Source organism: Lysinibacillus sp. NPDC056220 (genome assembly GCF_049315265.1).
GTDB lineage: Bacteria > Bacillota > Bacilli > Bacillales_A > Planococcaceae > Lysinibacillus > Lysinibacillus pinottii.
The window spans coordinates 937,651-958,540 of the sequence record NZ_JBMOXD010000001.1 but is presented as its reverse complement, the minus strand read 5'-3'; the positions used below and the strand labels follow the sequence as shown (position 1 = coordinate 958,540).

Sequence of the window (20,890 nt, the reverse complement as noted above, 5' to 3'; positions counted from 1 at the left end):
CAAAAAGCTGTTTATAAATGCGGTGAAAAATCGGATTTATAGACAGTTTTTTTATTTTTGGAAAAAATAGTGATACAGTTTGTCCACTGTAAATAAAAAATGAGAAAAACTTTAGTAGATAGAATATTACAACAAAAGACCATTATCCGAATTTATTAACATGATATTCACAATATCCACAGAAAAAGAGATATAAAAGTGAATGATTTTTAGCTAAGTAACAATAAATGTTCGTCTTTTAGGAGAAATCAGCATAAAAATACAAGAAAAATCGTGTTATTCTTCAGAAAGAAGTGGTACACTAAGGTTGACTATAATTCGAAAAGAGGGAACCCAGTGAGAATAGCAATTTCTTCTGATCACGGAGGTAACAACCTACGTCGTGAGATCATGCAGCTACTAGATGAGCTTCATATTAGCTACGAAGATTTTGGTCCACAATCTGCGGATTCAGTAGACTATCCGGATTACGCAAAGCCAGTTTCTGATGGTGTAGCCAACGGAGAATTTGATAAAGGTATTTTAATTTGTGGCACGGGAATTGGTATGTCTATTGCTGCAAATAAGGTGAAAGGTATTCGTTGTGCATTAGTGCATGATGTATTTAGTGCAAAGGCAACGCGATGCCATAATGACTCTAATATTTTAGCTATGGGTGAACGTGTTATTGGCCCAGGTCTTGCACGTGAAATTGTCCAAACTTGGCTAGAAACTGAGTTTGAAGGTGGTCGTCATACACGACGCATAGAAAAAATTACGGAACTTGAGCAATAAAGGATTGTTATTCCATATATGACATTCATCAAGGATGTCATGTATGGCATGATTTTAATGGCTATAAATGAAGGAGCTGAGCTTAATGGTTGTAAAACAAATACGAACGCATTTGACTCAGTTACTCAGTGAATTTGAAGAGCAGGTAACATTACGACCTCATACAATTTTTGTCGTAGGATGCTCTACATCTGAAGTGATTGGTCAGAAAATTGGCACAGCAGGTGCATTGGAGATAGGAGAAGCCATTTTCGAGCCGTTACAAGAATTCGCAATGAAACACCAGCTACATTTAGCGTTTCAAGGCTGTGAGCATATTAATCGTGCTATTACGATGGAGGCATCAACTGCTGAACAATTTGGCTACGATCCAGTGGCGGTAGTCCCAGTACGTACAGCTGGTGGCTCTATGTCCGCTTATGCCTATACGCGATTTACTAATCCTGTGGTTGTTGAAACCATTCAGGCACATGCAGGTATAGATATTGGACAAACATTAATTGGTATGCACTTGAAAGCAGTAGCTGTCCCAGTTCGCACATCAGTGAAAATGGTGGGAGAAGCAGTGGTGACGATTGCAACAACACGTCCAAAGCTAATTGGCGGGGAACGTGCTGTATATAAATAATAAAGGATACTAGGAGGCTTTTTCTAACATGGCATATGAAAAATTAGCAGTACAAGACAAAGCAGTATTAGAAGGAATTCTTGCAGAAAAAAAACGTCAACAAGCAAATATCGAATTGATTGCATCTGAAAATTTTGTATCCGAAGCAGTTATGGAAGCGCAAGGTTCTGTACTGACAAATAAATACGCAGAAGGTTATCCAGGTAAACGCTACTATGGTGGCTGTGAACATGTAGACGTAGTTGAAGATATTGCACGTGATCGTGTGAAAGAAATATTCGGTGCAGAATACGCAAACGTGCAACCACACTCTGGTGCGCAAGCAAATATGGCTGTATACCACACAATTTTAGAACCAGGCGATACGGTTCTTGGTATGAACCTTTCTCATGGTGGTCACTTAACACATGGATCTCCTGTAAACTTCTCTGGTATTCTTTATAATTTTGTGGAATATGGTGTAACAAAGGACACACAAGTTATCGATTATGAGGATGTACGTCAAAAAGCATTAGAACATAAGCCGAAACTTATAGTTGCGGGAGCTTCTGCGTACCCACGTGAAATTGACTTCTCTAAATTCCGTGAAATCGCAGATGAAGTAGGTGCATACTTCATGGTGGATATGGCACACATAGCTGGTCTTGTAGCTGTTGGTGAGCATCAATCGCCAGTTCCATATGCAGACTTTGTTACATCGACTACACATAAAACATTACGTGGACCACGTGGCGGATTAATTCTTGCATCGAAAGAATGGGAGCAAAAATTAAACAAGTCTGTATTCCCAGGAATTCAAGGTGGGCCATTAATGCATGTCATTGCTGCTAAAGCTGTAGCATTTGGCGAAGTACTGCAACCAGAATTTAAAGACTATGCAAAACAAATAAAATTGAATGCAAAAGCTTTAGCCGAAGTCCTTATTGCTGAGGGTGTTGAAATTGTATCTGGCGGTACAGATAACCACTTATTACTATTAAACGTTAAATCTCTTGGTCTGACAGGTAAAGTAGCAGAACATGCATTAGATGAAGTGGGCATTACAACTAACAAAAACACAATCCCTTACGATACGGAGTCTCCATTTGTTACTTCAGGTATTCGTATCGGTACACCAGCTGTTACATCTCGTGGCTTTAAAGAGGAAGATATGAAAGAAGTAGGTGCAATTATTGCAGCAGTTCTTAAAAACCCTGAAGATGAAGCAGTTAAAGCGGACGCAAAAGATCGCGTAAAAGCATTAACAGATAAACATCCATTATACGCTTAATAGCATTCTAAAACTGTGTTTAAAGTGGGAAATTCACTTTAAACACAGTTTTTTATTTTGAAAAGTAGGTCGAACAATGAAATACATATTTTTTCTAATTAAGAATAATAACACTCTTATTTTTGAATAAATTTACATATAATCGATAGAAAGGGATTATTATAGTTGGCTGAGGTCAGATTGTGTACTAAAAAAGAAGTTTTTTTTAATAAAAGTGAAAATTTAATTAAATTTTATGTACAATGGAAATGGGATGAAGTGATAGAGAAGGAGGGGTTGGATGGTCACTAAATCGTTAGATATAGATAATGATGCCTTATTAAATAGTATTCTCAATATAGGGGATAATTCTAAGGAAAGCTTCGTAATTTTTGATGCAACAAATCATCATAGTATAGTAGAGTGTAATGAATCTTTTTGTAGTCTTACAAATGCTTCAAGGTCACAAATCATAAAAACAAATTATTTTACATGGCTATTAGATGAAAAAAAGACAACCATAAAAAAGATTAAAGAAAAAATACATAATGGTATCATGGTACAAGCGAAGCTACATCATAAAGGTATCAATAAACCCCCATTTTGGGCTGAAATTCAAGCTCTACCATTTCGAAACGATGCAAATGTAACGCAATATGTGTTAGTCCTTATGAAGGACGTTACGTATTATCATACGGAAGATTTCTTAATGCGTTTAGAAAATGATATGTATAAGGCGATAGAGAGAGATAGCTCTTTTGAGCAAAAGATGCATATTATTTGTCGCGGACTGGATGAGTTTTTTATGCCGAATACTTCCAGTATGGTACTCATCAAAACAGAGAGCAATTTATTACAGACTTTTACGGATAATGGTAGATCAAAAGATGTACCGAGATGCTGTGAAAATACCGACTTTTTTACGAAGGTTATGCAATCAGAAACCTCTATTTTTATTGAAAATTTGGATGATGTGCATATTCCAGATGAGCATAGACAATTTGCTGCTTTTTCACACAAAGCGTATGGATTATTTATACCTATACGCAATCAACAGCGACAAGTAATAGGGCTTTTTTCAATATATTATCAGGAAGCACATAGTGACCTTGCATATTTCACAAATATGTTTCGAAAAGTTAGTGCACTGGTTGCCTTAGCATATACGTATGCAAGAACACAGAGAAAAATATGGGATTTAGCCTATACCGACATTACAACAGGTTTACCTAATCGTCATAGCTTTGTGAATTGCCTCGAAAAAGAGGCTGAACGTGGACAAAATGGTTATATTAAAATTGTGAAACCAAGCGAATTTCATCAAGTGGTTGAACTGTATGGACGTGAATTTGGTGATGAATTATTAAGGCAGCTCGCCAAACGTCTAGAGCAAGACAAGCCAGGGGATCGCGAATATATTGCGAGATTTACAAGCTCTAGTCTTATTCTATCCACGATGACCTTTAATGAAAATTTAAATAATTATGAAAGGCGCATCAAGGAGACGATTCGGCAGCCCTTTATAATAGGAGGAAAGCAAATTTACATCACGTTAAAAACAGGGATTGCTTCCTTTAATGATGCTATAAAAATTAATGATGCAATTCGGTTTGCAGATAATGCGCTTTCGTCTGCTACTGATAAACCGGGTACACATACAGAAATTTTTACGACAGAAAAAAATGACGTTCTAGTACAGCAAATGACAGTATTAAATCATTTGTCCCAAGCAATCAAAAATAAAGAAATTACAGTCCATTTACAGCCAAAAGTAGATTTACGTAATGGAGAGATTCAAAGTATAGAGGCACTTGCACGATGGGTATCCCCGAAGCTGGGCTTTGTGTCTCCAGCCATCTTTATTCCAGTAGCGGAAAGTGCGGGAAAGGTTAGAGAAATTGACGTTCAAGTTTTAGAAATTGTGCTATCGTGGCTGGCAGAACGTCAAAAGGTAGGGAAGAAATTAGTGAAAATAGCGGTCAATATTTCACCAGATCATTTCTACTATACGCATTTCGTTCAAGATACGCTAAAGCTCGTTAGGAAATATGAAATAGATCCAAGTAATATTATATTAGAGGTAACAGAAAATATAGGGTTAGTAGACTTCCAATCTGCCTTTACAATTATTCAGGAATTAAAAAGCTATGGTTTCAAAACATCCGTGGATGATTTCGGAACAGGATTTTCTTCATTGAGCTATCTGCAACAATTACCATTCACAGAATTAAAAATTGACAGAAGCTTTATTAATGCCTTAGAGGACCCTGCAACGCTTGCTATTGTACGCTCAATTATTCAATTGGCATTAAACTTAGGAATGATTTCTGTTGCAGAGGGAATAGAAACAGAAGAACAGGTTGAAATACTCCGTGCTTTAGGTTGTACAGTCGGACAGGGGTATTTCTATTTTAAGCCAATGGCAATAGAACAATTAGATACAATTCTGGATCAATAACTTACTTTGGTCAAAGAAAATTTAATAAAAGGAGTCACCTTAAATTTATTTTTGAGGCGATTCCTTTTTTCTGTTATACTAGTTGAGATAAAAATGAAATCCGAACGGTTAGGAGAGAATCCCTTTGAGCAAAGTCTATGTATTTGATCATCCACTAATCCAACACAAATTAACTTATATTCGCGACAAGAATACAGGTACAAAAGAATTTCGTGAGCTAGTAGACGAAGTAGCAACACTTATGGCATTTGAAATTACACGTGATATGCCGGTGGAAGAAATTGAAATTGAAACACCTGTAACGATTGCTAAAACAAAAGTACTTTCTGGTAAAAAGCTTGCAATTGTACCGATTCTACGTGCAGGAATTGGTATGGTAGATGGTGTACTAAAGCTTATCCCAGCCGCAAAAGTTGGACATATTGGTCTTTATCGTGACCCTGAAACATTAAAACCAGTTGAATATTACGCAAAGCTTCCAGCAGATGTGGAAGAACGTGATTTTATTATCGTAGATCCAATGTTAGCAACTGGTGGTTCAGCAGTGGAAGCTATTCACTCATTGAAAAAACGTGGAGCTAAAAACATTAAATTCATGTGCTTAATCGCTGCACCAGAGGGTGTCAAAGCTATTCAAGAAGAGCATTCAGACGTAGATATTTATATTGCTGCTTTGGATGAGAAACTAAACGATCATGGTTATATTGTACCAGGTCTAGGTGATGCCGGAGACCGCCTATTCGGCACGAAGTAAAAATGGTGTTATGAAATTTCCTCATTTAGGAAACTAATAATTTGTGAAAGCGTCCTTCAAATTTGAAGGGCGTTTCATAGTATGTTTAGGTAAGTACTCCTCATGTTGGACTTCAACTGGTGTGGTGTCCTTTTCATACAATAACAAAAAGGACGGTGCAGATCGTTTTGATGAAAAAATGGAAAGTAATGACGATTTTTGGTACAAGACCAGAAGCAATTAAAATGGCTCCTCTTGTTTTAGAGTTACAAAAGTATCCTGAGCAAATAGAATCTATTGTCACAGTAACGGCACAACATCGCCAAATGCTAGATCAAGTACTAGAGACATTTGAAATAACACCAAACTATGATTTAAATATAATGAAAGATCGTCAAACATTAATTGATGTGACGACAAACGCATTACAAGGTTTGGATCAAGTAATGAAAGAAGCTCAGCCAGATATCGTATTGGTACACGGTGATACAGCGACGACTTTTATTGCAAGCTTGGCGGCGTTTTATAACCAAATCGCAATTGGACATGTGGAAGCAGGACTGCGAACTTGGAACAAGTATTCACCATACCCAGAAGAAATGAATCGTCAGTTAACAGGTGTAATGGCTGATTTACATTTTGCGCCAACCGAAGTATCTAAAAAGAATCTTATCGATGAAAATAAGAATGCTGATACCATTTTTGTTACAGGTAATACAGCGATTGATGCATTGGCAACAACTGTTAGTGAACATTACACGCATCCCGTATTAGATAAAATTGGCAAAGATCGCATGATTTTATTAACAGCACATCGACGCGAAAATCTGGGTGAGCCAATGCGTCATATGTTCAAAGCAATTACAAGAATTTTAGCTGAGCATGATGATGTTCAAGTAGTATATCCGGTGCATATGAATCCTGCAGTAAGAGAAATCGCGAATGAAATTTTAGGTGACAATGAACGAGTACATTTAATAGAGCCACTTGAAGTATTTGATTTCCATAACTTTGCAGCGAATTCTTACATGATTTTAACAGACTCAGGTGGCGTCCAAGAAGAGGCACCATCATTAGGGAAGCCAGTACTTGTCCTTAGAGACACAACAGAGCGCCCAGAAGGAATTGCAGCTGGAACGCTAAAGCTAGCAGGAACTGAAGAAGATACTATTTACACTTTAGCTAAAGAATTGTTAACGGATAAAAAGGCTTATGAGGCGATGGCACATGCATCAAATCCATATGGTGATGGACATGCATCTAAACGAATTGTAGAGGCATTGCTAGTTTTTTTACAAAAAACTAAATAATGTACTATATTTAATTCGAAAAAATAAGTCTAATGTACCTATTGAGTTGGGTAAGCTAATTTATGAGCATAATTATGTCGTAAATTAGCTTTTTCTATGAGTCAAGAAAAAGAGAACATTTGAAACTATGAAATTTCATACACAAATTTGTCAACAATTTGACAAGAGTATATAGGTTGTGAAGTTTTTCTCTATTACCAATTGACTTCAAATATCTCCTATTGTATGCTTACAAAGGGTAAGAATGATAAGGGTTTCAGTTCATAATTAGGACGTTGAAACACTTGTTATATCAACTTTCTACTAAATTGACAGTTCAAAATAAAACTGTCGATTTGCAACGTTTTGTGCGTTTCGGTTTTTACCGAGTTGGTAAGGGGTGTAAGTTATTTTTTGGGTATTTACACCTGTAATTGAAATGACTCTCCCATTACTATTCCGCTGTGAGTAGTGCCTTTCACTGCTCTTTTCTGATTTCACATGGTGGTCAGCAAACGCTTTCAATACTCGAAAATTTGATTCAGGAGATTACAACCAATGCTAGATTTGCATCACATTTTTGCTGTGCAGAAGAGGGCGTTATTTTTTTTGCTTGCACTCTGCGCATTAGGCTGGGGATTCACTTCCTTTCAAACTGTATTTGCGGGCATCGCAGTCGGTGCATTCTTTGGTACGTATAATTTTTGGATTCTAGTTCGCCGTATGGAGAAGTTTGACAGGTCCATTAGTGAAGGGAAGAAAATAGGCTCACTTGGTACAGCACTTCGCTTTGGATCAGGTGTTGCGGCAGTCGCAATAGCCATTTCGTTGCCAAACTATTTTCACTTAATTAGCACGGTCATAGGGCTAATGATTCCGTACGTTTTTCTCTTTGTCGAGAGAATTGTGTCACATGTAAGGAACCGCTAATGTGCTTTAAATTAGAAAGAGAGGTGAAAAATAACAATGAATCATGAAGCTCCGTTACTAGAAGTCGGTTTTTTAACATTTAATAAATCGACAGTTATGATGTTACTAGTTGCTGCAATTATCGTATTTTTAATTGCCTTTATTTCAACTAGAAGCCTAAAACTAAAACCAACTGGTATGCAAAACTTCATGGAATGGATTATGGACTTCGTTAAGAATATCATCAAAAGCAACATGGACTGGAAAACTGGTGGTCGATTCCACATTCTCGGTATTACGTTAATTATGTTTATCGCAGTATCTAACTTATTAGGTCTTCCATTCTCGATCGTTTATGGTCATGAACTTTGGTGGAAATCACCAACGGCTGACCCAACTGTAACGATGACGTTAGCAACGATGATTTTAGTTTTATCGCATTTCTATGGTGTTAAAATGAAGGGTACAGGGCATTATGCTGGTACATTCTTTAAACCAATGTCTTTCATGTTCCCACTTAAATTAGTAGAGGAATTTGCAAATACATTAACGTTAGGTTTACGTCTTTACGGTAACATTTACGCGGGTGAGATTTTACTTGGCTTATTAGCAGGTTTAGCATCATCAGGTGCTGTGGGATTCATCGGGGCAATCGTTCCAATGATGGCATGGCAAGGTTTCTCAATTTTCATCGGCTTTATCCAAGCCTTTATCTTCACAATGTTAACAATGGTTTACATGGCTCATAAAGTGAGCGATGACCATTAATATAAAGCATATATCATATGCTTGAACCACAAAAACAAACAATTCCAAGGAGGAAATTTTCAAATGACAGGTTCATTAGGTTTATTAGCAGCAGCAATCGCAATCGGTTTAGGTGCACTTGGTGCAGGTATCGGTAACGGTCTTATCGTATCAAAAACAGTAGAAGGTATCGCTCGTCAGCCAGAAGCTCGTGGCGTTCTTCAAACTACAATGTTCATCGGGGTTGCATTAGTTGAAGCCCTACCGATCATCGCAGTAGTAGTAGCATTCATCGTAATGAATAAATAATTCAGTTGAACACTGGATTTTACTAGTGGCGAAGCAGGATTCTCCAGATGAAACTTCGCCCTTCATTTTGGAACGGATAAAAGCTATGTGTAAATATAGCTTTTTAAAATAGGTAGTTTTTTAATTCATTAAATTAAGTTGAAGTTAAAGCTCTTGAAGGGAGTGAAACAATCGTGTATTTAGATTATCTTGTACTAGGTGCTGGCGCTAGTAAGTTCAATAACGGAGACATCATCGCAACATTAGCTATCTTTTTAGTATTAATGTTCTTACTTAAGAAAGTCGCTTGGGGTCCACTGATGGGCATCATGCAACAACGTGAAGAGTTAGTAGCGAGTGAAATCGAAGCAGCTGAAAAAGCGCGCAAAGAGTCGCACCAATTTTTAGAAGAACAAAAGAGCCTTCTTAAAGAAGCTCGTACGGAAGCACAATCGATTGTTGAAGGCGCTAAGAAGCAAGGCGAACTACAAAAAGATGAAATTCTTACTGCAGCTCGTAATGAAGCAAACCGCTTGAAAGAATCGGCTTTACGTGAAATTGAGTCTGAAAAAGAAAAAGCTATTGCAGCTGTACGTGATGAAGTCGTTTCATTATCTGTACTTGCAGCATCGAAAGTCCTTAGCAAAGAGATTTCTGAGGCAGACAACCGTGCTCTAATTGAAGAGACGATTGCGAAGGCAGGGGAAGCTCGATGAGTAATTCAGCTGTAGCAAAACGTTACGCTCAAGCGCTTTTTGAATTAGCGCAACAAAAAAATATTCTTGCTGAGGTTGGAGCAGACTTAAACGAGCTAACAAAGATTGTTCAAGAATCTCCTGATTTTTTAACGCTTTTAAATGCTCCCAAGTTCTCTATCGAACGTAAGAAACAAATGGTAGCTGAAATCTTTGCAGGTGCAACTCCAGAGGTTTTACACACAGTTCAACTACTAGTTGAGAAAAAACGTGTAAACGAAGTGAAGCTTATTGCGAACGCATATGCTGAGCTTGCTGCAAAGGCACAAGGTACTGCAGATGCAACAGTATTCTCTACTCGTGCACTTTCTGCTGAAGAAAGCGCTAATATTTCTACAACATTTGCGAAGCTTGTAGGGAAACAATCATTAAACATTACAAACGAAATTGATCCATCACTTCTTGGTGGTATTCGTGTTCAAATCGGTAATCATATTTACGATAGCTCAGTAGCGAACAAACTTGAGCGCCTAAAACGTGAATTAATCGGTTAATAATTAAGAAATGTGAGAGGTGACATACATGGGCATCAAGGCTGAAGAAATCAGCAGTCTGATTAAACAACAGATTGAGAATTATGAATCTGAACTTAAAGTAAGCGAAGTTGGTACAGTTATCCGTATTGGTGACGGTATCGCTCTTGCTCATGGCCTCGACAACGCCATGGCTGGAGAACTTCTTGAGTTCTCTAACGGTGTTATGGGTATGGCTCAAAACCTAGAAGAAGGTAACGTTGGTATCGTAATCTTAGGTCCATACACAGACATCAAAGAAGGCGATGAAGTTCGTCGTACAGGTCGTATCATGGAAGTACCAGTTGGTGAAGAACTAATTGGCCGTGTTGTAAACCCACTTGGTCAACCAGTGGATGGACAAGGTCCAATCAACACAACTAAATCTCGTCCAATCGAAAGTCCTGCTTTCGGTGTAATGGCTCGTAAATCAGTACACGAACCATTACAAACAGGTATCAAAGCAATTGACGCTCTAGTACCAATTGGTCGTGGTCAACGTGAGTTAATCATCGGTGACCGTCAAGTAGGTAAAACATCAGTAGCAATCGATACAATCTTAAACCAAGATGGCGAAAATATGATTTGTATCTATGTTGCAATCGGTCAAAAAGAATCAACTGTACGTGGTGTAGTTGAAACTTTACGTAAGCACGGTGCATTAGATTACACAATCGTAGTAACTGCTGCAGCTTCTCAACCAGCTCCATTACTATTCTTAGCACCATTTGCTGGTGTTTCTATGGCAGAAGAATTCATGTTACAAGGTAAGCACGTATTAATCGTGTATGATGATCTTTCTAAACAAGCATCAGCTTACCGTGAACTTTCACTTCTTCTACGCCGTCCTCCAGGTCGTGAAGCATACCCTGGTGACGTTTTCTACTTACACAGCCGCTTACTTGAACGTGCTGCGAAGTTAAATGAAACATATCAAAACGGTTCTATTACAGCTCTTCCATTCGTTGAGACACAAGCTGGGGATATCTCTGCATACATCCCAACTAACGTTATCTCAATTACGGATGGTCAAATATTCTTACAATCTGACTTATTTAACTCAGGTGTACGTCCAGCGATTAACGCCGGTCTTTCTGTATCACGTGTAGGTGGATCAGCTCAAATTAAAGCGATGAAAAAAGTTGCGGGTACACTACGTCTTGACTTAGCTGCATTCCGTGAGCTTGAATCATTTGCTCAATTTGGTTCAGATTTAGATAAAATTACACTAGCTAAACTTGAGCGTGGTAAACGTACGGTTGAAGTTCTTAAACAAGACCTAAACAAACCACTTAAAGTTGAAAAGCAAGTAGCAATCCTTTATGCATTAACTAAAGGTCACTTAGATGATATTCCAGTACAAGATATCGTTCGCTTTGAAAGTGAATTCTTAAGCTGGTTAGATTCAAACCACACAAACGTTTTAGATCATGTTCGTACTACAAAAGAGCTTGCTCCTGATGCAGATTACGTAGCAGCTTTAACGGAGTTCAAAAAAACTTTCGCTAAATCAGAATAAGTTCGAGCTAGTCACTTGATTAAAAAACAAAAGGTGGTGAAATACCAGTGGTAAACTTACGCGAAATAAAAGGTCGTATTAATTCTACAAAGAGTACGAAACAAATTACGAAAGCGATGCAGATGGTTTCTTCTTCTAAGTTACGTCGTGCAGAGCAAAATGCTAAAGCGTACGTTCCTTACATGGAAAAAATTCAGGACGTAGTAGGCGCGATCGCTTCAGGAACAAAAGACAGTGGACATCCAATGTTAACTGCTCGTCCTGTTAAGAAAACAGCTTACTTAGTCATTGGTTCTGACCGTGGTCTTGCAGGTGCTTATAACTCAAGTATCCTACGTCAAGTACAACGTACAATTGACGAGCGTCATAAATCTAAAGACGAATACGTGATTTTAGCAATAGGTCGTGTTGTGCGTGACTACTTTGTGAAACGTGATCATAATGTCATCAGTGATGTTGTCGGTCTTCCGGACCAACCTACATTTGCTGATATTAAAGAAATCGCTCGTAATGCTGTTGGTATGTTCATTGACGGTACGTATGATCAACTTTATATGTACTATAATCACTTTGTCAGCGCAATTGCTAACGAAGTGACAGAGAAAAAACTTCTTCCATTAACAGATCTTGCACCTGCTAGCAGCAATGCTTCTTACGAATTCGAGCCATCTGGTGAAGCAATTCTTGAAGTGTTACTTCCACAATACGCGGAAAGCTTAGTTTATGGCGCATTATTAGATGGAAAAGCAAGTGAACATGCTTCTCGTATGACGGCTATGAAAAATGCAACTGATAACGCATCTGATCTTATTTCAGACCTTTCATTGCAATATAACCGTGCGCGTCAAGCGGCGATTACACAAGAAATTACAGAAATCGTTGGTGGAGCTGCAGCCTTAGAATAGGCCAGCTTCCCAATGTCGTATAAGAATACGATAGGAGGATACACAGTAATGAATAAAGGACATGTTATTCAAGTAATGGGTCCAGTTGTTGACGTAAAATTCGACAATGGCCAATTACCAGCAATCTATAACTCACTAACAGTTAAGATTGAACGTCCTAATGAAGAACCAACAATTCTTGCATTAGAAGTTGCGCTTCATTTAGGTGATGATTCTGTTCGTACAATTGCAATGTCATCTACTGATGGCTTACAACGTGGAGCAGAAGTAACAGACTCAGGAAAAGCTATCTCAGTACCAGTTGGTGAAGTTACTTTAGGTCGTGTATTCAACGTACTAGGTGAAGTAATCGACTTAGGTGAAGAGATTCCAGCTGACGCTCGTCGTGATTCAATTCACCGCGAAGCACCAACATTCGAAGAACTTTCAACTACAGTTGAAATTCTTGAAACAGGTATCAAAGTAGTAGACTTATTAGCACCATATATTAAAGGTGGTAAAATCGGTCTCTTCGGTGGTGCCGGCGTAGGTAAAACAGTATTAATCCAAGAATTAATTAATAACATCGCACAAGAGCACTCTGGTATCTCTGTATTCGCTGGTGTAGGTGAGCGTACTCGTGAAGGGAACGACTTATTCTTCGAGATGAGCGATTCAGGCGTTATCAAGCAAACAGCGATGGTATTCGGTCAAATGAATGAACCACCAGGTGCACGTATGCGTGTAGCTTTAACTGGTCTTACAATGGCAGAATACTTCCGTGATGAGCAAGGTGCTGACGTACTTTTATTCATCGATAATATCTTCCGTTTCACGCAAGCAGGTTCTGAGGTTTCTGCCCTATTAGGTCGTATGCCTTCTGCGGTAGGTTACCAACCAACACTTGCTACAGAAATGGGTAAACTACAAGAGCGTATCACATCTACGAACAAAGGATCTGTAACTTCTATCCAAGCGATCTATGTACCAGCCGATGACTATACTGACCCGGCTCCAGCTACAACTTTCGCCCACTTAGATGCTACTACTAACCTTGAGCGTAAATTATCAGAAATGGGTATCTACCCTGCGGTTGACCCATTAGCTTCGACTTCACGTGCATTATCACCTGAAATCGTAGGCGCTGAGCACTATGCAGTTGCTACTGGTGTACAACGTACAATCCAACGTTACCGTGAATTACAAGATATCATTGCCATTCTAGGTATGGATGAATTATCTGATGAAGATAAACAAACAGTAGAACGTGCTCGTCGTATTCAATTCTTCTTATCACAAAACTTCCACGTAGCGGAACAATTCACTGGTCAAAAAGGTTCTTATGTACCTGTAAAAGAAACTGTTCGTTCATTCAAGGAAATTCTTGATGGCAAATGGGATCACCTACCAGAAGATGCTTTCCGTCTAGTTGGTTCAATTGATGAAGTAGTTGAAAAAGCGAAAAGCATGGGCGTAGAGGTTTAATACTAGGGACGAGGAGGAAAAAATATGAAGACAGTTCTAGTCAATATTGTCACTCCCGACGGCCCGGTATACGATTCTGAAGTATCAATGGTAATCGCTAAAACAACTTCAGGAGAAATCGGTGTTCTTGCAGGCCATATTCCGATGGTTGCTCCACTTGCAATTGGTGCAGTGAAGCTGAAAAAAGCAGACGGTTCTACTGACATTGTTGCTGTTAGCGGTGGTTTCATTGAAGTTCGTCCAGAAAAGATTTCAATTTTAGCGCCTTCTGCTGAAGTTGCTGAAAGTATTGATGTTCAACGTGCAAAAGAAGCCGTTAAACGTGCTGAAGGACGTCTTCAAGGTAAACAAGACAACATTGATTTCAAACGTGCTGACCTAGCATTAAAACGTGCGTTGAATCGTATCAACGTTCATGAGGGTAATATCTAATTCATTTTTAACGGGCAGATATAGCATCTGCCCGTTTTTTAAAATGCTTAAATTATAGGACAGTTGGAGGGGGAAATATGGAGCTTTATGAAGCAATAGGACAAGAAGCCTTATTAGGCATTTTATCGCATTTGTTTTTTATAGCTATTACATTTTACGCATTACAGGCTTTTATGGCAGAAAAACTATTCAAGAAGAATAGAGTTTTTCAAATTCAACTTATTTATATTTTATTAAGTATTGCAATTGGTTCTGCTGTATCCAATTTCTTTTTACAAATATCTAACTGGTCTGGCAAACTTCCATACTTGTTTTAAAGATTCGACTTTATCAATTCGAATCTTACACTCCATCACTACATACTTCAAAGGACTTTATAATAACATTTATGTGGCCCTTTGAACTATGTATAAAAAAACTTCTAAAAGTTGTTTTTTGTTCATACATCTTTGGGTATGTATTAGAAGTGAACTGGTTATTGGTCATTCACAAAAAAAAAGTGGTAGCGTACAATAAATAAATAGCAAAATATCTAATAATGCCTTAAAATAGTGATTTGGACGCTTGAATGGGCGTTAAAAAAGTTGTACTATAGAGTTGTTTGTTTACTGATTATGACATTATACTTCTTTATTAAAATAAAAATTCGGTAGGTTAATAGATTGAATTCGGAGGGACATAGGGTGGATAAAATAATAGTGACTGGCGGCCAAAAACTACAGGGAAAAGTACGTGTAGAGGGCGCAAAAAATGCAGTGTTACCAATCCTTGCAGCAGCTTTACTTGCTTCAAAGGGAGAAAATGTAATTAAAGAAGTCCCTAACTTAGCAGACGTCTTTACAATAAACGAAGTACTTAAAAGTTTAAACGCAGCAGTTACATATATACCTGAAGATAATGCCGTATATATAGATGCAACAAAAGAACTTTCTAGTGAAGCACAATTTGAGTATGTTAGTAAAATGCGTGCATCAATTTTAGTAATGGGCTCGTTACTTGCGCGTAATGGGTATGCTCGTGTTGCGCTACCAGGAGGATGTGCAATCGGTTCTCGCCCAATTGAATTACATTTAAAAGGTTTCGAAGCAATGGGAGCGAAGATTTCATTTGGCCATGGATATGTAGAGGCAAAGACAGAGGGTCGTTTAAAAGGAGCAAATGTATATTTAGACTTCCCAAGTGTTGGGGCAACTGAAAATATTATGACAGCAGCATCTTTAGCAGAGGGGACAACTGTAATTGAAAATGCTGCCAAAGAGCCTGAAATCGTAGATCTTGCTAACTTTATTAATAGTATGGGCGGACGTGTAATTGGTGCTGGTACAAATACGATTCGTATAGAAGGAGTCGATACATTATATGGAGTAGAGCATCATATTATTCCGGACCGCATTGAGGCTGGTACATTTATGGTGGCAGCAGCTATTACTAAGGGTGATGTGGTCATTGAAAATGCAGTTCCTGAGCATATGACGGCTTTGATTGCAAAGATGCGCGAAATGGGCGTAGAGATTATAGAGTTGGATGAAGGCATTCGTGTATGTGCTCCTCAGACATTAAAGGCTGTGGATATTAAAACAATGCCACATCCAGGGTTCCCGACAGATATGCAATCTCAAATGATGGCGTTAATGTTGACTGCGGAAGGTACGAGTATCATTACGGAAACAGTATTTGAAAATCGTTTTATGCATGTTGAGGAGTTCCGTCGTATGAATGCGGGTGCTAAAATAGAAGGACGCTCTGTGTTTATTGAGGGGCCAGTAGAGCTTCAGGGGGCTGAAGTAATGGCAACGGATTTACGAGCTGCGGCTGCACTGATTTTAGCAGGTCTAGTATCAGAAGGAATTACACGTGTTACAAAACTACACCATTTAGATCGTGGATATGTTGATTTCCATGGTAAATTAGCTTCTCTTGGTGCCAATATTGAACGTATTACTGATGAAGAAGTTGTGACAACTGAAGACATTTCTGTTGAATTACCTGCAAACTAAAATGTGTCAAAACCCTTTGCTTACATAAGCAGAGGGTTTTTTATTTTTCATAACTAAATGATATACAGCATATTATTCCTTATGAAAAAATGGATGATTAGTATAGGTGTCCTTTGTTTAATGGGAGCATTATATGTGCTTCCTGTTTTAGGATTTAGCGAAAGACGGGAGGAAGTGCAACCTCCAACAGCGGAAGAAAAAGCTTGCGAAATATTTATAGAAGTGGAGGGGCAAAAGGAAAAAATCCCTTTAGAGACATATATAACAGGGGTCGTTGCGGCAGAAATGCCTGTTTCTTTTAAAAAGGAGGCATTGAAGGCTCAAGCGATTGCAGCACGAACTTATGCGTTAAAAACGACAAATTACGGTAAAAAAGCAATTGCACCGACTGTAGCAAAGCAGGTTTTCTATGATGAGAGTCAAAGAAAAGCGAATTGGGCTAGCAATTTCCTGGGAAATGAAAAGAAAATTGTCGAAGCAATTAATGAAACGAAAGGACAAGTTCTTCTTTATAATAATAATTTAATTACAGCTATGTTCCATTCAACAAGCAATGGACAAACAGAAAGTGCATACGGTTATAGTGGAAATAACATACCATATTTGCAAAGTGTTTCAAGTATATCAGATCAAGCCTCTCCTAAATTTGAGGCAGAGCAAGAGTGGTCACTAGCACAATGGAATAAACTATGGCCAGTACAATGGCAAGCTAGTGATTTTAATCGTATACAGCTATTTTACAATGACTCAGGGCGTGTAGAGCGTCTACAATTAGGGAATAATGTCTGGACAGGGAGAGAGGTACGAACATTTCTTGGGATACCATCAACAGATTTTTCAATTGTCTATAATGCTAATACAAAAAGAGTGCACGTGAAAACTCAAGGATATGGTCATGGAGTAGGAATGAGTCAATATGGAGCAGAGGCCATGGCAAATGAAGGGAAAACCGCTGCTGAAATTTTACACTATTATTATCAAGATATTGAAATAAAAAAAATAGATGCATGTTTAAAATAACTTCTAGTTGTTCACACTGCAACTAGAGGTGATGAAAATGAGAGAGGATAAAAATAATAAAGCTTCTCAAAACCAGAATCCAAATCAAAAGGAAAATGGTCAGTTACAAAAGAAACCATGGTTTTGGCCAGTAGTTTACACAGGTGGTGCACTCGTTCTAGCAGGGTTGTTATTTGGTTACAATAGTCTTGTATCAAAAGTAGAAGATGCTCCTTTACCAGATTTAGCGGAAGTTGACTCGGGTCCAGTAGTAGAAACAAATGCACGTACTGAAAACATGATGTATCCATTCAAAGAAGAGAGTCTTGGTAAAGTACAAATTTTACAAGAGTTTTATGAGCTAGAAGCAAATGAAGAATCTCGTGAAAATGCACTAATGGTATTTAATCAAACATTTACTACGTCTTCTGGTATCTCTATTGCTATGAATGGTGAAGAGTTTGAAGTACTAGCTGCTATGAGTGGTAAAGTACTAGAAGTAAAACTAGACGCATTTACAGGGAATAAAATTGTCATCGAGCATCCAAATGGCATGCAAACTCACTATAGCTCTGTAAAAGATATCGCTGTAAAAGAAGGCGATGAGGTTACACAAGGTCAAGCTTTAGGAAAAGCGACTGATAACGAGTGGAATCAAGCGGCTGGCGTCCACATGCATTTCGAAGTAGTTGAAGACGGAAAATATGTTAATCCGAAAAAATTACTAGCTTTTTAATTCTGAAAGCTAGTAACGCATAAAAATCAGCATTTTATTAGGAAAATGCAAAACGTGTTCTGAATAGCTTTGTCCTTACATAAGGTGAAGAAATGCGCAAATGTGCATCTGATTGCCAAAGCATTTTGTGAAATTGTGTGGAAAGGACGAAGAACGTGCATGAGCACATTCGGAAGCGCTGCATACGCCTCGGTGAATTACTGATTGAGACGCGTGAGACTGTGCGTGTCCTCGCGAAAATGACTGGTTATTCAAAAAGTACGGTGCACAAAGATTTAACAGAGCGATTACCAACAATTCATGAAGGATTAGCTGACCAAGTGAAGGAAATACTCGCCTACCATAAGGCCGTACGTCATATTCGCGGAGGAGAAGCAACGAAAAACAAGTGGAAAGAAAGAGCGAGTCAAGATTGATTCGTTCTTTTTTGTTGTGTGGACAGGCATAAAATAAGATTGTTAAAGGTAAAGTAATACTATACTATTGCCATGCGGATCGTGAAAAGAAAACAGTCTTAATCATTAAATTCAGGGTGAAATTACCAATAGAATATGATAAAATATTCTAGATAAAGAGATAAAATGAACGTTATGTAGTTGGAACTGGCGGGAAGGAGAAATTATAAAATGTTTTCGAAAGATATCGGCATTGACTTAGGTACTGCGAACGTATTAATTCACGTTAAAGGTAAAGGAATCGTCTTAAATGAACCATCTGTAGTGGCTATTGACAAAAAGACAAATAAAGTATTAGCGGTAGGGGAAGAAGCTCGCCAAATGGTAGGGAGAACGCCAGGTAATATTACAGCAATTCGCCCACTTAGAGATGGGGTCATTGCAGATTTTGATGTGACCGAAGCGATGTTAAGACACTTTATTAACAAATTAAATGTCAAAGGATTTTTAGCAAAGCCACGTATTTTAATTTGTTGTCCAACGAATATTACAAGTGTTGAACAAAAGGCTATCCGTGAAGCGGCAGAGAAATCAGGCGGTAAAAAAGTATATTTAGAGGAAGAACCAAAAGTAGCAGCAATTGGTGCAGGCATGGATATCTTCCAACCAAGCGGAAATATGGTAGTTGATATCGGCGGTGGAACAACAGATATTGCCGTTCTTTCAATGGGTGATATTGTTACAAGTGAATCCATTAAAGTGGCAGGAGATGTGTTTGATAACGATATTTTGCAATATATTAAAAAAGAATATAAATTGCTAATTGGTGAACGTACAGCAGAGGCTATTAAAATGACAATCGGAACAGTATTCAAAGGTAGTCGTAATGACACAATGGATATCCGTGGTCGTGACATGGTGACTGGTTTACCACGAACAATTTCCATTCACTCTGAAGAAATCGAACGTGCATTACACGAGTCTGTAGCAATGATCGTTCAATCTGCCAAAAATGTTTTAGAAAAAACACCACCTGAGCTATCGGCTGATATCATTGACCGCGGCGTTATTATTACAGGTGGCGGAGCACTTTTACATGGTATGGATCAACTATTAATTGAAGAATTAAAAGTACCTGTCTTTATTGCTGAAAGACCTATGGATTGTGTAGCTATTGGTACAGGCATAATGCTCGAAAATATAGATCGCGTGCCAGCGTCCTTATAAAAATAAAATGAGGTGATTTCTTTGTTTAAAGGTTTTTATACAGTTGCAACGGGTATGATCACGCAACAAAGAAGAACAGAATTACTATCTAACAATTTAGCGAATGCAAATACACCAGGATTTAAGGCTGACCAATCCACGATTCGTTCGTTTCCAGATATGTTGATGTCTAGCATCGGAAAAACAAATGCACCTGCCAATCAACAAGCTGGTGCCGAATATATGAGTCAAGTAGGCGCTTTAAATACTGGGACATACTTACAAGAAACATTACCAAATTACATACAGGGCCAAATCTATAGCACTGATTTTACAACAGATATGGCATTGATTGATGGAAACTTACCCCAAAATGAAGATGGTGTGACTGGCTCAATATTCTTTAGACTAGCACATCCAGATGGTGGGGAAGCCTATACACGTAATGGTAATTTTACTTTGGATGGCCAAGGTTATTTAGTGAATGGGCAAGGCCTTTATGTGTTAAATGATGCTGGACAAAGAATCCAGTTACCTAATGATGATTTCCGCCTCGACGAAAGTGGCGCCATTTACGTTAATAATCAACAAGTAGCGCGGGTAGGCGTATCATATGCTGCCAATCCGAACATGCTACAGAAACAAGATAACGGTCTTATTCGGACAGAAAATGGCGCAAATCTGCCATCAGCCTATGGAACGAATGGAGTTTCCTTTACATTACGTCAGAACTTCTTAGAGGGCTCAAACGTAGATTCTGGTCGTGCAATGACAGATTTAATGACAGCCTACCGAGCATTTGAAGCCAATCAAAAAGTATTACAAGCTTATGATCGCAGCATGGAAAAGGCTGTTAATGAAATCGGTAAAATTTAACGGACGAACAGAACAGGAG

The 20,890-nt window shown here is 38.3% G+C and carries 22 protein-coding genes; all 22 read left to right on the top strand.

The window, feature by feature from the left end; translation table 11 throughout:
- The first annotated feature begins 336 nt into the window (after positions 1–336).
- The 22 genes from rpiB (at position 337) to ACOZBY_RS04410 (ending at position 20,871) form a co-directional block, all read left to right on the top strand.
- Complete coding sequence (gene rpiB / locus ACOZBY_RS04515; protein WP_031418505.1) at positions 337–774, top strand: ribose 5-phosphate isomerase B; 438 nt, start codon at positions 337–339, stop codon at positions 772–774.
- Between the two features lie 85 nt (positions 775–859).
- Positions 860–1,402 carry a TIGR01440 family protein gene (locus ACOZBY_RS04510; protein WP_012292759.1) on the top strand — a complete coding sequence of 181 codons (543 nt, stop codon included), beginning with the start codon at positions 860–862 and terminating at the stop codon, positions 1,400–1,402.
- A 28-nt stretch (positions 1,403–1,430) separates the two neighbouring features.
- Complete coding sequence (glyA, locus tag ACOZBY_RS04505; RefSeq protein WP_012292760.1) at positions 1,431–2,672, top strand: serine hydroxymethyltransferase; 1,242 nt, start codon at positions 1,431–1,433, stop codon at positions 2,670–2,672.
- 280 nt (positions 2,673–2,952) lie between these two features.
- Entirely contained in the window at positions 2,953–5,109 is a 2,157-nt protein-coding gene (locus tag ACOZBY_RS04500) for an EAL domain-containing protein (protein ID WP_422761586.1), read from the top strand.
- A gap of 124 nt (positions 5,110–5,233) precedes the next feature.
- A complete protein-coding gene (upp, locus tag ACOZBY_RS04495; protein ID WP_004269470.1) occupies positions 5,234–5,863 on the top strand; it encodes a uracil phosphoribosyltransferase in 630 nt (209 codons plus the stop codon).
- A gap of 167 nt (positions 5,864–6,030) precedes the next feature.
- Positions 6,031–7,152 (top strand): non-hydrolyzing UDP-N-acetylglucosamine 2-epimerase, encoded by a 1,122-nt coding sequence (gene wecB, locus ACOZBY_RS04490; protein WP_036160737.1) that lies wholly within the window; start codon positions 6,031–6,033, stop codon positions 7,150–7,152.
- Positions 7,153–7,689: 537 nt separating this feature from the next.
- Positions 7,690–8,061 carry an ATP synthase subunit I gene (locus ACOZBY_RS04485; RefSeq protein ID WP_008180553.1) on the top strand — a complete coding sequence of 124 codons (372 nt, stop codon included), beginning with the start codon at positions 7,690–7,692 and terminating at the stop codon, positions 8,059–8,061.
- A 36-nt stretch (positions 8,062–8,097) separates the two neighbouring features.
- Complete coding sequence (gene atpB / locus ACOZBY_RS04480) at positions 8,098–8,808, top strand: F0F1 ATP synthase subunit A (RefSeq protein WP_012292763.1); 711 nt, start codon at positions 8,098–8,100, stop codon at positions 8,806–8,808.
- A gap of 63 nt (positions 8,809–8,871) precedes the next feature.
- Positions 8,872–9,096, top strand: coding sequence for a F0F1 ATP synthase subunit C (atpE, locus tag ACOZBY_RS04475; RefSeq protein ID WP_004269474.1), 225 nt, complete (start codon positions 8,872–8,874; stop codon positions 9,094–9,096).
- Positions 9,097–9,269: 173 nt separating this feature from the next.
- Complete coding sequence (gene atpF, locus ACOZBY_RS04470; RefSeq protein ID WP_012292764.1) at positions 9,270–9,791, top strand: F0F1 ATP synthase subunit B; 522 nt, start codon at positions 9,270–9,272, stop codon at positions 9,789–9,791.
- A complete protein-coding gene (locus ACOZBY_RS04465) occupies positions 9,788–10,324 on the top strand; it encodes a F0F1 ATP synthase subunit delta (RefSeq protein ID WP_012292765.1) in 537 nt (178 codons plus the stop codon). Before atpF ends, ACOZBY_RS04465 begins: the two co-directional genes overlap by 4 nt.
- Before the next feature lie 28 nt (positions 10,325–10,352).
- Complete coding sequence (atpA, locus tag ACOZBY_RS04460) at positions 10,353–11,861, top strand: F0F1 ATP synthase subunit alpha (RefSeq protein WP_012292766.1); 1,509 nt, start codon at positions 10,353–10,355, stop codon at positions 11,859–11,861.
- A 47-nt stretch (positions 11,862–11,908) separates the two neighbouring features.
- On the top strand, positions 11,909–12,766 hold the full coding sequence (atpG, locus tag ACOZBY_RS04455; protein ID WP_008180542.1) for an ATP synthase F1 subunit gamma: 858 nt from the start codon (positions 11,909–11,911) through the stop codon (positions 12,764–12,766).
- Positions 12,767–12,814: 48 nt separating this feature from the next.
- Positions 12,815–14,230: a F0F1 ATP synthase subunit beta gene (atpD, locus tag ACOZBY_RS04450; protein ID WP_012292768.1), complete on the top strand. Its 1,416-nt coding sequence runs from the start codon at positions 12,815–12,817 to the stop codon at positions 14,228–14,230.
- 24 nt (positions 14,231–14,254) lie between these two features.
- Positions 14,255–14,662 (top strand): F0F1 ATP synthase subunit epsilon, encoded by a 408-nt coding sequence (locus ACOZBY_RS04445; protein WP_031418510.1) that lies wholly within the window; start codon positions 14,255–14,257, stop codon positions 14,660–14,662.
- Between the two features lie 77 nt (positions 14,663–14,739).
- Positions 14,740–14,979 (top strand): DUF1146 family protein, encoded by a 240-nt coding sequence (locus tag ACOZBY_RS04440; RefSeq protein WP_012292770.1) that lies wholly within the window; start codon positions 14,740–14,742, stop codon positions 14,977–14,979.
- A 366-nt stretch (positions 14,980–15,345) separates the two neighbouring features.
- Positions 15,346–16,659, top strand: a complete 1,314-nt coding sequence (murA, locus tag ACOZBY_RS04435) for a UDP-N-acetylglucosamine 1-carboxyvinyltransferase (protein ID WP_012292771.1) — start codon at positions 15,346–15,348, stop codon at positions 16,657–16,659.
- Positions 16,660–16,779: 120 nt separating this feature from the next.
- On the top strand, positions 16,780–17,679 hold the full coding sequence (spoIID, locus tag ACOZBY_RS04430; RefSeq protein ID WP_230584538.1) for a stage II sporulation protein D: 900 nt from the start codon (positions 16,780–16,782) through the stop codon (positions 17,677–17,679).
- A 37-nt stretch (positions 17,680–17,716) separates the two neighbouring features.
- Positions 17,717–18,394: a M23 family metallopeptidase gene (locus ACOZBY_RS04425; RefSeq protein WP_031418512.1), complete on the top strand. Its 678-nt coding sequence runs from the start codon at positions 17,717–17,719 to the stop codon at positions 18,392–18,394.
- 155 nt (positions 18,395–18,549) lie between these two features.
- Positions 18,550–18,810 (top strand): sporulation transcriptional regulator SpoIIID, encoded by a 261-nt coding sequence (locus ACOZBY_RS04420; protein WP_025114760.1) that lies wholly within the window; start codon positions 18,550–18,552, stop codon positions 18,808–18,810.
- Positions 18,811–19,020: 210 nt separating this feature from the next.
- The gene (locus ACOZBY_RS04415) at positions 19,021–20,016 is read left to right on the top strand and encodes a rod shape-determining protein (RefSeq protein ID WP_008180529.1); all 996 of its coding nucleotides are present in this window, start codon (positions 19,021–19,023) and stop codon (positions 20,014–20,016) included.
- Between the two features lie 21 nt (positions 20,017–20,037).
- Positions 20,038–20,871: a flagellar hook-basal body protein gene (locus ACOZBY_RS04410; protein ID WP_031418513.1), complete on the top strand. Its 834-nt coding sequence runs from the start codon at positions 20,038–20,040 to the stop codon at positions 20,869–20,871.
- Positions 20,872–20,890: the final 19 nt, after the last annotated feature.